Annotated in this window: 10 protein-coding genes; 4 read left to right on the top strand and 6 right to left on the bottom strand. The window is 74.4% G+C overall.

Annotation, left to right across the window (positions count from 1 at the left end):
* Positions 1 to 36: 36 nt before the first annotated feature.
* The gene (locus tag O7635_RS13800; protein ID WP_278080809.1) at positions 37 to 882 is read right to left on the bottom strand and encodes a hypothetical protein; all 846 of its coding nucleotides are present in this window, start codon (positions 880 to 882) and stop codon (positions 37 to 39) included.
* Positions 883 to 917: 35 nt separating this feature from the next.
* Between O7635_RS13800 and O7635_RS13795 the strand changes: the two genes are divergently transcribed.
* Both O7635_RS13795 and O7635_RS13790 read left to right on the top strand, forming a co-directional pair.
* Positions 918 to 1,325 carry a pilus assembly protein CpaE gene (locus tag O7635_RS13795; protein ID WP_278080808.1) on the top strand — a complete coding sequence of 136 codons (408 nt, stop codon included), beginning with the start codon at positions 918 to 920 and terminating at the stop codon, positions 1,323 to 1,325.
* Positions 1,326 to 1,335: 10 nt separating this feature from the next.
* Positions 1,336 to 2,529, top strand: coding sequence for a M20 family metallopeptidase (locus O7635_RS13790; RefSeq protein ID WP_278080807.1), 1,194 nt, complete (start codon positions 1,336 to 1,338; stop codon positions 2,527 to 2,529).
* Here O7635_RS13790 and O7635_RS13785 read toward each other — a convergent pair.
* Positions 2,526 to 3,335: an SDR family oxidoreductase gene (locus O7635_RS13785; RefSeq protein ID WP_278080806.1), complete on the bottom strand. Its 810-nt coding sequence runs from the start codon at positions 3,333 to 3,335 to the stop codon at positions 2,526 to 2,528. The two genes, O7635_RS13790 and O7635_RS13785, sit on opposite strands and share 4 nt — an antisense overlap.
* Before the next feature lie 63 nt (positions 3,336 to 3,398).
* Here O7635_RS13785 and O7635_RS13780 point away from each other — a divergent pair, with 63 nt between their 5' ends.
* Positions 3,399 to 3,995 (top strand): TetR family transcriptional regulator, encoded by a 597-nt coding sequence (locus O7635_RS13780; RefSeq protein WP_278080805.1) that lies wholly within the window; start codon positions 3,399 to 3,401, stop codon positions 3,993 to 3,995.
* Here O7635_RS13780 and O7635_RS13775 read toward each other — a convergent pair.
* A complete protein-coding gene (locus O7635_RS13775) occupies positions 3,967 to 7,281 on the bottom strand; it encodes a UvrD-helicase domain-containing protein (RefSeq protein ID WP_278080804.1) in 3,315 nt (1,104 codons plus the stop codon). The two genes, O7635_RS13780 and O7635_RS13775, sit on opposite strands and share 29 nt — an antisense overlap.
* Positions 7,278 to 10,742 (bottom strand): ATP-dependent DNA helicase, encoded by a 3,465-nt coding sequence (locus O7635_RS13770; protein ID WP_278080803.1) that lies wholly within the window; start codon positions 10,740 to 10,742, stop codon positions 7,278 to 7,280. Before O7635_RS13770 ends, O7635_RS13775 begins: the two co-directional genes overlap by 4 nt.
* Positions 10,743 to 10,864: 122 nt before the next feature.
* Here O7635_RS13770 and O7635_RS13765 point away from each other — a divergent pair, with 122 nt between their 5' ends.
* The gene (locus O7635_RS13765) at positions 10,865 to 12,043 is read left to right on the top strand and encodes a Fic/DOC family N-terminal domain-containing protein (protein ID WP_278080802.1); all 1,179 of its coding nucleotides are present in this window, start codon (positions 10,865 to 10,867) and stop codon (positions 12,041 to 12,043) included.
* Positions 12,044 to 12,095: 52 nt separating this feature from the next.
* On the opposite strand, the gene O7635_RS13760 is transcribed toward O7635_RS13765, so the two are convergent.
* Positions 12,096 to 12,632: a TIGR00730 family Rossman fold protein gene (locus tag O7635_RS13760; RefSeq protein ID WP_278080801.1), complete on the bottom strand. Its 537-nt coding sequence runs from the start codon at positions 12,630 to 12,632 to the stop codon at positions 12,096 to 12,098.
* A gap of 3 nt (positions 12,633 to 12,635) precedes the next feature.
* Positions 12,636 to 13,433: a TIGR00730 family Rossman fold protein gene (locus tag O7635_RS13755; RefSeq protein WP_278080800.1), complete on the bottom strand. Its 798-nt coding sequence runs from the start codon at positions 13,431 to 13,433 to the stop codon at positions 12,636 to 12,638.
* Between the last annotated feature and the right edge of the window lie 2 nt (positions 13,434 to 13,435).

Raw genomic sequence — 13,435 nt, 5'->3', positions numbered from 1 at the left:
GGCCGAGGTTAGCGCGCTCGGCGGCGAACGCGACCGTCAGACCGGCCGCATTCCGGCCAACGCGTCGTCGGCGACCCAGTCCCACTGCCGGTGCGTCTCCGGCACCGAGACGTAGAGCACCGCAGCCGTCGGCTTGCCGACATCGATGCAGGCCAGCGCCACCAGCTCGGACCGGGCGCGCAGCCCGGGCGACGAGAAGTGCAGCCGGAACACGGTCACCCAGGCCGGCCGTCCACCCAGGACGGTGCGCTCGTCGCGGATCAGCTCCTGCTCGTTGGGCTGCGGGTAGTAGTGCGCCCGGGCGTCCGCGGCCACCTGCCGGCCGACGCACTCGAGGTCGAAGGTGAACGCGTCGTTGGTCGCCGCCGGCACCGCGCCGGAGAGGACCGAGGCGTGGTAGTCGCTCGCGCCGTCGTAGTCCTGCTCGGTGACGAAGTGCTGCCCGACCTTGTAGGGCACCTCCAGCTCACCGGCGTTCCACACCGTGGTCCACGCCTCCCAGGGCGGCCCGTAGGCGGGGTACGAGATGCCGGTGGTCTCGTCGACGGTCCGCGCGCCGGTGGGCGCGGGCGACGGCGCCGGCGGGGCGCTCGCGGCGCCGCTCGGCGCGTCGGGCGGCGGCGGGCACGCGCGGGCCAGCGGCGGCCGCGCGTCGACCGGCGCCTCGGGCTTGTCCGCCAGCAGGCCGTCACCGCTGCCGGGCCGGGCCACCAGCACCGCGACCAGGCCGGTGACCAGGATCAGGGCGGCCACACCGGCGAACCACCAGAGCCGGCGCCGCGGCGTGCCATCGGACGGTGCCTCGGGCGGCGGCGGCAGGTCCGGCGGCGGCGGGCCGAGCCGAGTCACCGCACCCGAGGGGAAGCGTTCGGCGTTCGGCATACGCCTAGTGAAGCACCCGAGGCACCATGGAGGGCGTGCTGCCCGTGCCGCTCGCCCTCCGCCTGCGCGACGCCGGCCTGCGCTGGAAGCCCGCGCCCGGCGACCGCTTCGCCATCCCCGACCGCGACCTCGACGACGAGGTCTTCGTGCTCAGCAACATGGTCATCGCCGTGCACGACCTGCCCGAGGGCCCGATGATCGGGTTCAACGGCACCACCGAGTGGGCAATGGACGATCTCGAACAGGACGAGGCGATCTGGCTGCCCCGGGAGGACCAGCTCCGCGAACTGCTGGGTGGGACGTTCCACCTGCTGGAACGCACGGGCGCCGGCTGGCGGGTGGAGATCACCGTCGGCGGCCGCCGGCTCGCGTTCGAGGCCGCCACCGCCGAGGAGGCGTACGGCACGGCGTTGCTGGACCTGATCAGGTTGGGCGTCGACTGAAAGGAGCCCGATGAACTTCCGGGAGTCCGCCGAACAGATCGGCCCGGAGCTGGTGGACCTGCGCCGCCGGCTGCACCAGCGACCCGAGGTGGGCCTGGACCTGCCGGAGACACAGGCGACGGTGCTGGCCGCGTTGGCCGCCCTGCCGCTGGAGGTCACCACCGGGCGCGCGCTGAGCTCGGTCGTCGCGGTGCTGCGCGGCGGTCGCCCCGGCCCGGCGGTGCTCCTGCGCGGCGACATGGACGCGCTGCCGGTGACCGAGCGCACCGGGCTCCCCTATTCGTCGACGGTGCCGGGCGCCATGCACGCCTGCGGCCACGACCTGCACACGGCGATCCTGGTCGGCGCGGCCCGGCTGCTCAGCGCCGTCCGCGACCAGCTGCCCGGCGACGTCGTCTTCATGTTCCAGCCGGGCGAGGAGGGCCCCGGCGGCGCGGAGCCGATGCTCGCCGAGGGGCTGCTCTCCGCGGCCGGCGCGCCGCCCGTGGCCGCGTACTGCCTGCACGTCTCAGCGGTCTTCCCGCGCGGCCTGTTCTTCGGGCGACGCGGCGTGTTCGGCGCGGCCCACGACACCTGCAAGATCCGGGTACGCGGCGCCGGCGGGCACGGGTCCACGCCGTTCCGCGCCCGCGACCCGATCCCGGCCGCCTGCGAGATGGTGCTGGCCCTGCAGACGATGGTGACCCGCGGGTTCGACGTCTTCGACCCGGTGGTGCTGACGGTCGGCCAGTTCCACGCGGGCACGGTCGACAACGTCATCCCGGCGACCGCGGAGTTCGCGGCGTCGCTGCGCTCGTTCTCCGCGCCGGCCCGGGAGAAGCTGGTGCGCCGCACCGAAGAGGTCGTCCGCGGCCTGGCCGCCGCGCACGGCCTCGAGGTCGACGTCGAGTTCGAGCGCGGCTATCCCGCGGTGGTCAACGACATGACCGAGGCCGAGTTCGCGGCCGCGACGGCGAGCGAGGTCTTCGGCGACCAGCGCTACCAGTGGCTGCTCAACCCGAAGACCGGCTCCGAGGACATGTCGTTCGTGCTGGAGAAGGTGCCGGGCGCCTACCTCAACCTGGGCGCCTGCCCGCCCGACCGCGACCCGGCCACCGCGCCGACCAACCACTCGGCCGACGCCCTCTTCGACGACGCCGTCGTCCCCGACGGCAGCGCCCTGCTAGCCGAGCTCGCCTTCCGCCGGCTGGCCCGCGAGCCCTAGGCGCGGGCCCGCCGCCGTGGATCGGTGATGCGGCTCATCAGGCTGACGGTGGTGCGACGAGGAAGCAGGCGTGCGGCGGCGGCGCTGAGCCGGTTGCCGCGCCCGTCGACGACGCTCGGGCCCGGGTCGCACCGGTCGAGGTGGGCGAGCGCGGTGGCCACCACCGCCTCGGGAGCGCGCATCCGTGCGCCGGCGGTCGCGTCGTCGGTGCCGACGACCTGGTTGAACTCGGTGCTCGTGGCCCCGGGCGACAGGGTGAACACGGTGACGCCGGTGCCGCGCAGCTCCGCCCAGAGCGCCTCGGTGAAGCTGAGCACGAACGCCTTCGCGGCACCGTAGACCGCCATCCGCGGCGACGGTGCGTAGGCCGCCAGGCTGGCGACGTTGATGACGAAGCCGTCGCCCGTCGCCAGGATCTCGGGCAGGAACGCCGCGGTGAGCTGGACCGGCGCGGAGACGTCGACGGCGATCTCCCGCGCGAGGTGCGCCGGGTCCTCGTCGGTGAACGGGCCGAACGAGCCGAAGCCGGCGTTGTTGACGAGGCTCGTCAAGCGGATGCCGCGCGCGGTCGTGGCGGCCCGCAGGTCGGCGCCGGCCGACGGCGCCGACAGGTCGAAGGGAATGGCGTGCACCGTGACGCCGTGCCGCGCGCGCAGCTCGGCCGCGAGGCTCTCGAGCCGGTCGGCGCGCCGGGCGACGAGGACGAGGTCCGCCCCGCGAGCGGCGAGGGCGACGGCGAAGCTGCGGCCGATGCCGGAGCTCGCGCCGGTGATCAGGACGGTCTGGGTGGCATAGGCGATGGCCATGCCGACACCGTACGCCTAGTTGGCACTCAGTGCCAAGATGACATCGTATGTAAGATCGGTGCCATGGCGAAGACGACCGCGTGGGAGCGCCAGCGGGCCGCGCTCCGCTCGGAGATCTCCGCCACGGCCCGCGCGCTCTTCGTGCGGCAGGGCTTCGACGCCACGACGGTCGACCAGATCGTCGAGACGGTCGGCATTTCGCGCCGCTCGTTCTTCCGCTATTTCGGCAGCAAGGAAGACGTGCTGCTGGGCGACCTGGCCGCCCGCGGCGATGCCGTCGCGCGGGCGCTGGCCGTGCGACCCGACAGCGAGGACCCGTGGGACGCGCTGCGGGGCGCGCTGGTCGACGCGCAGCCGGAGACGTTCAACGACCCGGTGGCCGACCTGGCCATCGCCCGCATGATGCACGAGACCCCGTCGCTGCGCGCCCGCCTCTTCGAGAAGCGCCAGCACTGGCGCGACGCGCTCGTGCCGCTGGTCGCCCGGCACATCGCCGGACCCGACGCCGCGTTCGCCGCCTCCGCGATCGTGTCGGCGGTGCTGTCCTGTGTCGACACCGCGTCCGACGCCTGGATCGCCGCCGACGGGCAGGCCGACCTGGGCGAGCTCTATGACCGGGCCGTCGCCGCCATCAGGTCGCCACGGTCGGTAGGGCGGTGACCAGGGCGGCCAGCCCGTCGGCGTCGAGCAGGTCGACCGGGCGGACCGTCTCGCCGTCGCGGACGTAGTGGAAGGCCGCGCGGACCCGGTCGACCGGCACGCCGGCCAGGGTGGCCCAGGCCAGGCGGTAGGCGGCCAGCTGGATCGCGGCCGCCCGCTCGTCGGCGCCGGTCGGGCGGCGGCCGGTCTTCCAGTCGACGACGTCGAAGCGCCCGCCGGGGTCGGCGAAGACGGCGTCCATGCGGCCGCGCAGCACGACGCCGCCCACGGCCGTGGCGAACGGCACCTCGACCTCGACCGGGGTGCGGTCGGCCCAGTCGCTGGCGAGGAAGAGCTCCTGCAGCTCGGCCAGCGCCTCGTCGGGCGCCGCGTCCTCGTCGGCCGCGCCGGGCAGCTCGTCGACGTCGAGCAGCCGGACGGCGCCGAACCGTTGCTCGAGCCAGGTGTGGAAGGCGGTGCCCCGGCGGGCGTACGGGTCGGGTCGGGACGGCATCGGGCGGCGCAGCGTGCGGGCCAGCGCCTGCGGGTCGCGCTGCAGCAGGACGAGTTGCGAGACGGTCAGGTGGTCGGGTAGCACCACCTCGAGCGGACCGGGGCCGCGGACCAGCCGGTCGCGTTCGGCGAGCAGGAGGTCGACCTCGCGGCGCCAGCGGTCGGCGTCGTCGGCGGCCTCCGGGTCGAGCAGCGCGTCGGCGTCGGGTTCGGTCATCAGCCGGCGGACGACGGCCGCCGCCTCGGTCATCGCCGGGCGGCGCGGCCCGAGCGGGTCGCCCGGCCACTCGGCGCGCGGCGTCTCGTCGGCCAGCGGGTTTGCCTCGCCGGCCGGCTCCGGCGCCCACGCGTCGACCTCGCCGCCCCCGGCGACGCAGGCGTCGTGCACCTCGACCAGGAACCGGGACGGCCCGCGCGGGCGCTTGACGCCCTCGCCCCACCAGTAGCCGGAGCAGAGCAGCAGCCGTCGCGGCCGGGTGACGGCCACATAGGCCAGCCGGCGCTCCTCGCGCTCGTCGTGGGCCTTCCACTCGTCGGTGAACTCGGTCAGCGCCGCCATCACCTCGCGCTGGTCGCCGGCGTCGTCGAGCGGGAAGCGGGGCAGCCCGCCGGCGTCGCCGCGCAGCGGGAACGGCAGCACTCCCAGCCCGTGCAGGTAGTGGTCGGACGACCGGGCCACGCCGGGCCAGACGCCGCGGGTCAGGCCGGCCACCGCGACCACGTCCCACTCGAGACCCTTGGCGGCGTGCGCCGTCAGCACCTGGACGGCGCCCTCGACCACCTCGACCTCACCGGGTTCGAGGCCGCGCTCCTCGTCCTCGGCCGCCGCGAGATAGGCCAGGAAGCCGGGCAGGGCGCCGCCGTCGCTGTCGCGGGCGAACCGGGCCGCCACGTCGCCGAGGGCGTCGAGGTGGCCGCGGGCCAGCCCGGCGTCGCCGCCCCGGCCGCCGGTGCCGGCGCGGACCGCGACCTCGACGTCGAGCCCGATGGTCCGTTCGACGTCGGCGATCAGGTCGGGCAGCGGCTGGTCGATGCGATAACGGAGCAGGGCCAGCTCATGGCCGTACGCGTGGAGCCGGGCATAGCCCTCGGCGGAGTAGAGCTGGGCCGGGCCGAGATCGGCCAGCGCCTCGACCAGGGTCGCCTCGTCGAGCGCGTCCGGGACGACCGGATCCTCGCCCTCGGGCGCCGCCAGGTCGCGCCGGGCCGCCGCGATCGAGCGGGACCGCCGGTGCAGGGCCACCAGGTCGCGGGGGCCGATCCGCCAGCGGGCGCCGGTCAGCAGCCGCAGCAGCGACGCGCCGTCGGTCGGGTCGGCGAGCACCCGCAGCGTGCTGACCACGTCGCGGACCTCGGGGGTGTCGAGCAGGCCGCCGAGGCCGACCACCTCGACCGGCAGGCCGCGGGAGCGCAGCGCGTTTTCGATCATCGGGATCTGGCTGCGCACCCGGACCAGCACGGCGGTGGTGGGCCGGCGCTCCAGCGGGATGTCCTCGGGCAGCGCGTCGGCCATCCGGGCGGCGCCGCGCCAGGCGGCCAGCACGCTGTCGGCGATCCAGCCCGCCTCGTCGGCCACGGTCGGCAGCAGGGCACAGTGGACGGTGGCCCGGCCGCGGATCGGCTCGTCGACACTGTAGGCCGGTGCGAGCTCGGCGACCTGGGCGCCGGCGGCCCGCAGCGGCGCGGAGAGCTGGTTGGCGACGCCGAGGATCTCGGGCCGGTTGCGCCAGCTCGTGGTCAGCGTCAGCGACCGGGCCGGCCGGCCGTCGGCGCGGGCGAACTCGTGCGGGAACCGCTCGAGCGTGCCCGCGCTCGCCCCACGCCAGCCGTAGATGGACTGGCAGGGGTCGCCGACCGCGGTCACCGGGTGGCCGCCGCCGAACAGCGAGCGCAGCAGCACCACCTGGGCGTGGCTGGTGTCCTGGAACTCGTCGAGCAGCACGATCGGGTAGCGGGCCCGCTCGATCGTGCCCACCTCGGGATGGTCGCGGGCGACCAGCGCCGCCCGGGCCATCTGGTCGCCGAAGTCCATCGCCTCGAAGTCGAGCTTGCGCTGCGCGAACGCGCGCACCATCGGCAGCAGGGCCAGCCGGGCCTGCTGGGTGCCGAGGGCCTTCTTGACGTCGGCGTAGACCCGACCGGGCCGGCCCTGCACCTCGGCGAAGAACCGGCCCGTCCAGCCGGCCAGCTCGTCGGGCGTGACCAGGTGCTCGGCCAGCTCGGCCGAGAGCGCGAGGACGGCGTCGGTGACCGTGCTGGCCGCCCGCTCCACATCGGACATGTCGCCGTCGTAGTTGCGGACGATCAGGTCGACGATCTGCCAGCGGGACGCCTCGGTCAGCAGCCGCGTCGCCGGCTCGTATCCCGAGCGCAGGCCGTGCTCGGTGACGACCCGGGCGGCGTACGAGTGATAGGTCGAGATGGTCGCCTCGCCGGACAGGTCGCCGGCCCGCCCGAGCCGGCGTACCAGCTGGCCGAGCCGCATCCGCACCCGGTGGGCGAGCTCGCCGGCCGCCTTGCGGGTGAAGGTGAGGCCGAGGATCTGGTCGGGGGTGGCGTAGCCGTTGGCCACCAACCAGACCACCCGGGCTGCCATCGTCTCGGTCTTGCCCGAACCGGCGCCGGCCACGACCATCAGCGGCTCGACCGGGGCGGAGATGATCGCGGACTGCTCGGGTGTCGGCGCGTAGCGCATGCCGAGCAGGCGGGCCAGCTCGACCGGCGTGTAGCGGGGCCCGGCCGACGCGGCCCGGCGCGGGGCGGGCGCGGTGGCGAACAACGACGGCTGGCTCACGACGGCGGCTCCACGACCTGGCGTCCCTTGCCCGAGATCGGGCAGCTCGTGCGCACCGGGCACACCCGGCAGCGGCTGTTGGCGATCGCGTGGAACGTCGACGCGGCCATCGTGTCGGCGGTGCGGCGCACCAGCGCCTGGGCCCAGCCCGGGTCGTCGTGCTCGGCCAGCGACGGCTGGACCTGCTCCTTGGCCGCCTTGGCGCTGGTGCCCAGCTGCACCAGGGCCGCGCCGCCGGGCTGCGAGCCGTGCGCGTCGAACGCGCCCGCCTGCACCGCCGCCTGGTAGGCCGCGAGCTGCGGATGCTCGGCCAGATCTTCGCTGGTCGAGCTGGTGCGGCCGGTCTTGAGGTCGACCACGACCAGCCGGCCCTCGGCGTCGACCTCGAGCCGGTCGACCCGGCCGCGCAGCTCGATGTCGCGCGTGGGGTCGTTGAGCCGGACCGCGAACTCCTGCTCGATCGCCAGCAGCCGGCGCGGGTTGGCGGCCAGCCAGACCAGCAGCTTGTCGACCATCGCCTCGGCCCGCTCGCGCTCGGAGCCGGCCAGCCAGCGCGCGGCCAGGTCGATGGCGTCGAACCGGGCCGACACGTATTCGATCAGTCGCTCGCGGTCGGCCGCCGCGTCCTCGGCCAGCATCGCCGCCGCGTGGACGAGGTTGCCGATGCCCTGCGCCGCGGTGGCCGGACCGGCGCCGCCGTGCCGCTCGAGCAGCCAGCGCAGGCTGCACCGCAGCGCGCTCTCCATGGTGGACGGCGTGACCCGCACCGGCTCGCCCTCGTCGGCCAGCGGGCGGTCGTCGGAGAGCGGGCGCAGTCCCCACCAGTCGTCGGGGTGGGCGCCCGGCACGCCGGCGGCGGCGAGGCGGGCCAGCTCGGCCGCCGCGGCGTGCCGCCGGCCGGGTGACGCGGCGGGGTCGGTGGCGGCGGTACGCAGCTCGGCGACCAACGCGGGCAGCGTCATCGCCCGTGGCGGCCGGGCCAGCGGCAGGTCGTCGGTGTCGTCGTCGACCGCCTCGCGGGGCGCCGGGGCCCGCGCGGCGCCGCCGGGCGGGGTGACCTCGGGCCACTCGTCGTCGGGCCAGACCACCCGGCCGTCGGCGTCCACCGGCAGGTCGTCGGGGTCCGGCGGCAGATCGTCGTCGGGCTCGCCGCCCGGGGGCGGCTCGTCCGGGGGTGGCTCGTCGGGCGCCTCGCCTTCGCCGCCGCCACCCGGCCCCAGCAGCTCGTGCAGGAACCGGCTCGGCTGCTCCTCGTGGTCGGCGCCGCCCACGGCCGACGAGTTGACGGCGGAGACCAGCAGCCGGTGCCGGGCGCGGGTGACGGCCACGTAGAACAGCCGGCGCTCCTCGTCGAGCAGCGCCGACGCCTGACCGACCAGCGACGCGGCCACCCCGGTCTCGTCGGCCCGCCCGGACACCACGTCGACCAGCCGCTCCGAGCCGAGCAGCGTGCCGCGCAGCCGCAGGTCGGGCCAGACACCCTCCTGCACGCCGGCCACCGCCACCAGGTCCCACTCGAGACCCTTGGCCGCGTGGGCGGTCAGCAGTCGCACGGCCGCGCCCCGGTCGGCGCTCGGCGCGATCGTGTCGGCCGGGAGCTGCTGGCCCAGCACGTGGTCGAGGAACACCTCGGTGCGGGCGCCGGGCAGCCGGTCGACGAACCGCGCGGCCGCGTCGAAGAGCACCACCACCGCGTCGAGGTCACGATCGGCCGCGGCCGCCCGCCAGCGCGGGCCGTTGTCGGGCTCGCCGGTGGCGCGGCCGGCCCGGACGATCGCGCCGTACCACCTCTCGCCCAGACCGGTCGCCCGCCACAGCGCCCAGAGCACGTCCTCGGCGGTGGCGGCGGGCTCGGCGGCGGCCTCGCGGGCCGTGGCGAGCAGCCGGGCGACCGACTTGGCCGGCGCGGCCCAGCGGCGCTCGACGGCGGCCAGCTCGGCCGGGTCGCGCAGCGCCTCGACCAGCAGCTCGCCGGAGGGCCGCCGGTCGCCGGCGGCGAGGGCGAGGGTCCGCAGGCCCTGGCGCAGGCGGCGCTCGGCGAGCGGGTCGGCGCCACCTAGCGGCGAGTGCAGCAGGGCTACCGCCGCCTCCTCGTCGAGCCGCTCCGGCTCGAGCGCGCAGCGCAGCAGGAGCAGCAGCGGCGCGACCGCCGGCTGCTGGTGCAGCGGCAGGTCTTCGGCGTGCACCACGGTCGGCACGCCGGCCGAGTGCAGGGCCCGCTGCAGCGCCGGCAGCTGCAGCGTGGTCGACCTCATCAGCACCGCCATCCGCGACCACGGCACACCGTCGAGCAGGTGCGCCTCGCGCAGCGCGTGCGCGAGGAACGCGGCCTCGCTCGTGCGGGAGCGGAACGTGCGCACCTCGACCGAGCCGGGCGGCGCGTCGGGGGCGGGCAGGGCGCGGCGATGGCCGACCGGGCCCCGCAGCCGGCGGGCGACCCGGCCGGTGGCCTCGAACAGCGGCCCGGCCGAGCGGTAGTCGGTGCGCAGCGTGAGGGTACGCGCGACGGCGCCCGAGGCGGTGCGGAACCGGTGGGCGAAGCCCGCCACCCCGGCCGGGTCGGCGCCCCGGAAGGCGAACGTCGAGGAATCGGGGTCGGCGAACGCCACCAGGGGCAGGCCGCCACCGGCCACGCGGTGCAGCAGGTCGAGCTGGGCCGGGTCGGTGTCGGCGAGCTCGTCGACGTAGACGATGTCGAGCCGGCCCCGCTCGGCGGCGAGCAGCTCCGGGTCGTCGTCGAGCAGCCCGGTCGCGGCCCGCACCAGCTCGGCCGCGTCGTAGGCGACCGAGCCGCGGGTGGTCACGTCGCGCAGCGCCAGCACGGCCACGTATTCGCGCAGGAACCGGGCCGCCGCCGGCCAGTCGTCACGCCCGAGCCGCTCGCCGAGCCGGGCCAGCTCGACCGGGCCGATCCCCCGCTCCGCGGCCCGCATCAGCAGGTCACGCAGCTGCTCGGCGAAGGCCCGGGTGCGCAGCGCCGGCCGCAGGTGCTCGGGCCAGCCGATCGGGTCGTCCGCTTCACCGTCGGGGCCGACTACGTCGAGCAGCTCGCGGATCACCAGGTCCTGCTCGGGCCCGGTGAGCAGGCGGGGGGACGGCTCGCCGCGCAGGGCGGCGGCCCGGCGCAGGATGCCGAACGCGTAGGCGGGGAACGTGCGGACCAGCGGCTCGTGGACGACCCGGCCGTCGCCGGCGGCGATCCGCGCCTCGATCCGGTCACGCAACGCGCCGGCGCCGCGCCGGCTGAACGTCAGCGCCAGCACCCGCTCGGGATCCACACCGGACGCCACCCGGGCCGCCACGGCCTCGACCAGGGTGCTGGTCTTGCCCGTGCCGGGGCCGCCGAAGACCAGCAACGGGCCGTCGGTGTGCGCGACCACGTTGGCCTGAAGGGGGTCGAGCCGGTCGGCCCGAGGCTCCTCCGGCGCGGGCGCCCGGCGAACCAGCCGGTACGCCTGCATGCCGCCCATCGAACCACGCGGGTCCGACAAGCCACACCAGCCCCACCCGTCCCAGCGACGACCTCAGCGCGAGTTTCATTTGACGGACTAGAAATAAACTTTGGGACGCGATAGTTTAATTCGTGCTTGCGAAGCCGTTCGAAACATCCCCTGTCGGGGAGCTTGTCCAGATCAGCGGCTGGGACCCCAGATACGACGAACAGTACGATCACGTCGCGTTCCTGCCACATCCGCTGCCATCGACCTTGCCTTTGTCGCAGGAGACCTACCTCGCGGTCACCCAGGCCACGGCGGCGGTTGCCCGCCTCGATCAAGCGGCCCTACGGCTTCCCAATCCCGCACTCCTGGCGCGTCCGGCCATCCGCCGCGAGGCGGTCAGCACCTCAGCCTTGGAAGGAACGTTCGCCGCCCTGGACGACGTTCTCGAAGCCGACTTTCTGGACCGAGACGAGCTGTCGGCCTCAGTCGCGGAGGTCGTCAACTACGTCGAAGCGGCAGAGATGGCGTTTCAATGGGTTGAGGACAAACCCATCACCGTTGGCATGCTGGAGGGCCTCCAACGAGTTCTGGTCCGCGGAACGCGCGCGGACACCAGTGAAGCCGGCCGCGTTCGTACGACTCAGGTCTTCATCGGAACTGACGGCGGACGAGTCACCGACGCGCGATTTGTCCCTCCACCGCCGGGTGACCAGCTCAGAGCAGGCGTGGAGGGGTGGGCTGAGTGGATCAACAGCGTCGACAGCTACCCAATCATCGTCAAGATGGCTCTCGGTCACTACCAGTTCGAGACGCTGCATCCGTTCAACGACGGCAACGGCCGCCTTGGCCGGCTCGTGTGCGTGCTGCAGTTGGCGATAGCAGGGGAGCTTCGGTTTCCCCTCCTGAACTTGTCGCCATGGCTGGAGCGGCGACGTCGTGATTACCAGGATCATTTACTCCAGTGCAGCATCACCGGTGAATTCGACGCGTGGGTCAGGTTCTTCAGCGAAGCGGCGAGAGCGCAAGCAGCCCGCGCCGTTACCAAGATCGAAGCACTCCACGACTGGCGCGACCGCGCGCTCAACACCATCCGAAGTTCGGACGCCTCAGGGCGGCTGGTCTCCGCGATCACCGAGGACTTGATCGGATATCCACTGTTGACCCCGAAGGTCGCGGCGGCGCGTTACAACGCGACATATCCGGGTGCCAACAAGGCCATCAACCGCCTCGTTCAACTCGGCATACTTCGGGAGCGCACCGGTCGCCGCTACGGGCGCGTGTTCGCCGCGCCCGAAGTTCTCCGGATCATCGAGTCCGACTAGGGGGTGTCTCGTGGGTCAGGGTGGTGCCCCGGCATGATCCACGAGACACCCCCTAGCGCGGCAGGGCCGCCACCGCTTCGGCAACCGTGCCGACGGCCACCATGCGGTCCAAGGACTCCCGGCGGACGAAGCCGGTCGGTGCCAGGGACTCCAGCCAGGTGCGCAGGCCCGCGTAGAAGCCGTCGGCGTCGAGCAGGACGACCGGCTTGTCGTGCACGCCCAGCATCCCGGTGGTCCAGACCTCGAACAGCTCGTCCAGCGTGCCGATGCCGCCGGGCAGGGTGAGGAACGCGTCGGACTTCTCGATCATCAGGTTCTTGCGGCTGGCCATGCCGTCGGTGACGACCAGTTCAGCCGCGTGGGTGTCGGCGATCTCCCGGTCGACCAGCGACTGCGGGATGATGCCGATCGTGTGGCCGCCGGCGGCGCGGGCGCCCTCGGCGACCGCGCCCATCATGCCGGCCCGGCCGCCGCCGGAGACCAGCACATGGCCGGCCCGGGCCAGCGCCCCGCCCACCTCGCGGGCCAGGTCGGTCCAGCGCGGGTCGAGGGTCTGCGACGACGCGCAGAACACGCAGACGGCGGCCATGGCTCAGCTGTCGCCGCGCCGGCTGGCCGCGGCCTCCTGCAGCGCCTCCTGCTCGGCCGCCAGCGCCGCGTCGGCGTCCACGATGTAGCGGACGGCCGCCTCGATGTCGTCGGTGACGCAGACCAGGTCGAGGTCGGCCTCGCCGATCTTGCCGTCGGCCAGCAGCGTGGTGCGCATCCACTCCAGCAGGCCCTGCCAGTAGGACTCGCCCATCAGCACGACCGGGAACCGGGTCACCTTGCCGGTCTGCACCAGCGTCAGCGCCTCGAACAGCTCGTCCATCGTGCCGAAGCCGCCGGGCAGCACGACGAACGCCTGCGCGTACTTGACGAACATGGTCTTCCGCGCGAAGAAGTAGCGGAAGTCGATGCCCATGTCGACCCAGTCGTTGATGCCCTGCTCGAACGGAAGCTCTATGCCCAAGCCCACGGAGAGGCCACCGGCCTCGGTCGCGCCGCGGTTGGCCGCCTCCATCACGCCCGGGCCGCCGCCGGTGATCACCGCGTAGCCGGCGCGGGCCAGCGCGGCGCCGACCTGCTCCGCCAGCACGCATTCCGGGCTCTCCGGCTTGCTCCGCGCCGAGCCGAACACACTGACCGCCGGTGGCAGGTCGGCGAGCGTGTCGAAGCCCTCGACGAACTCCGAGAGGATGCGCAGCGCGCGCCAGGCGTCCTTGGTCTTCCAGTCCGCGCGGGTACGGGAGTCCAGCAGGCGCTGGTCGGCGGTGCTGCCCGGGATCGCGTCGCGGCGCAGCGTGACCGCGCCGCGGTGGCGCTCCGGAGCGCGGTTTCCGTAGGTCATGG

Source organism: Asanoa sp. WMMD1127 (assembly GCF_029626225.1).
GTDB lineage: Bacteria > Actinomycetota > Actinomycetes > Mycobacteriales > Micromonosporaceae > Asanoa.
This window is presented reverse-complemented; position numbering and strand designations above follow the sequence as displayed.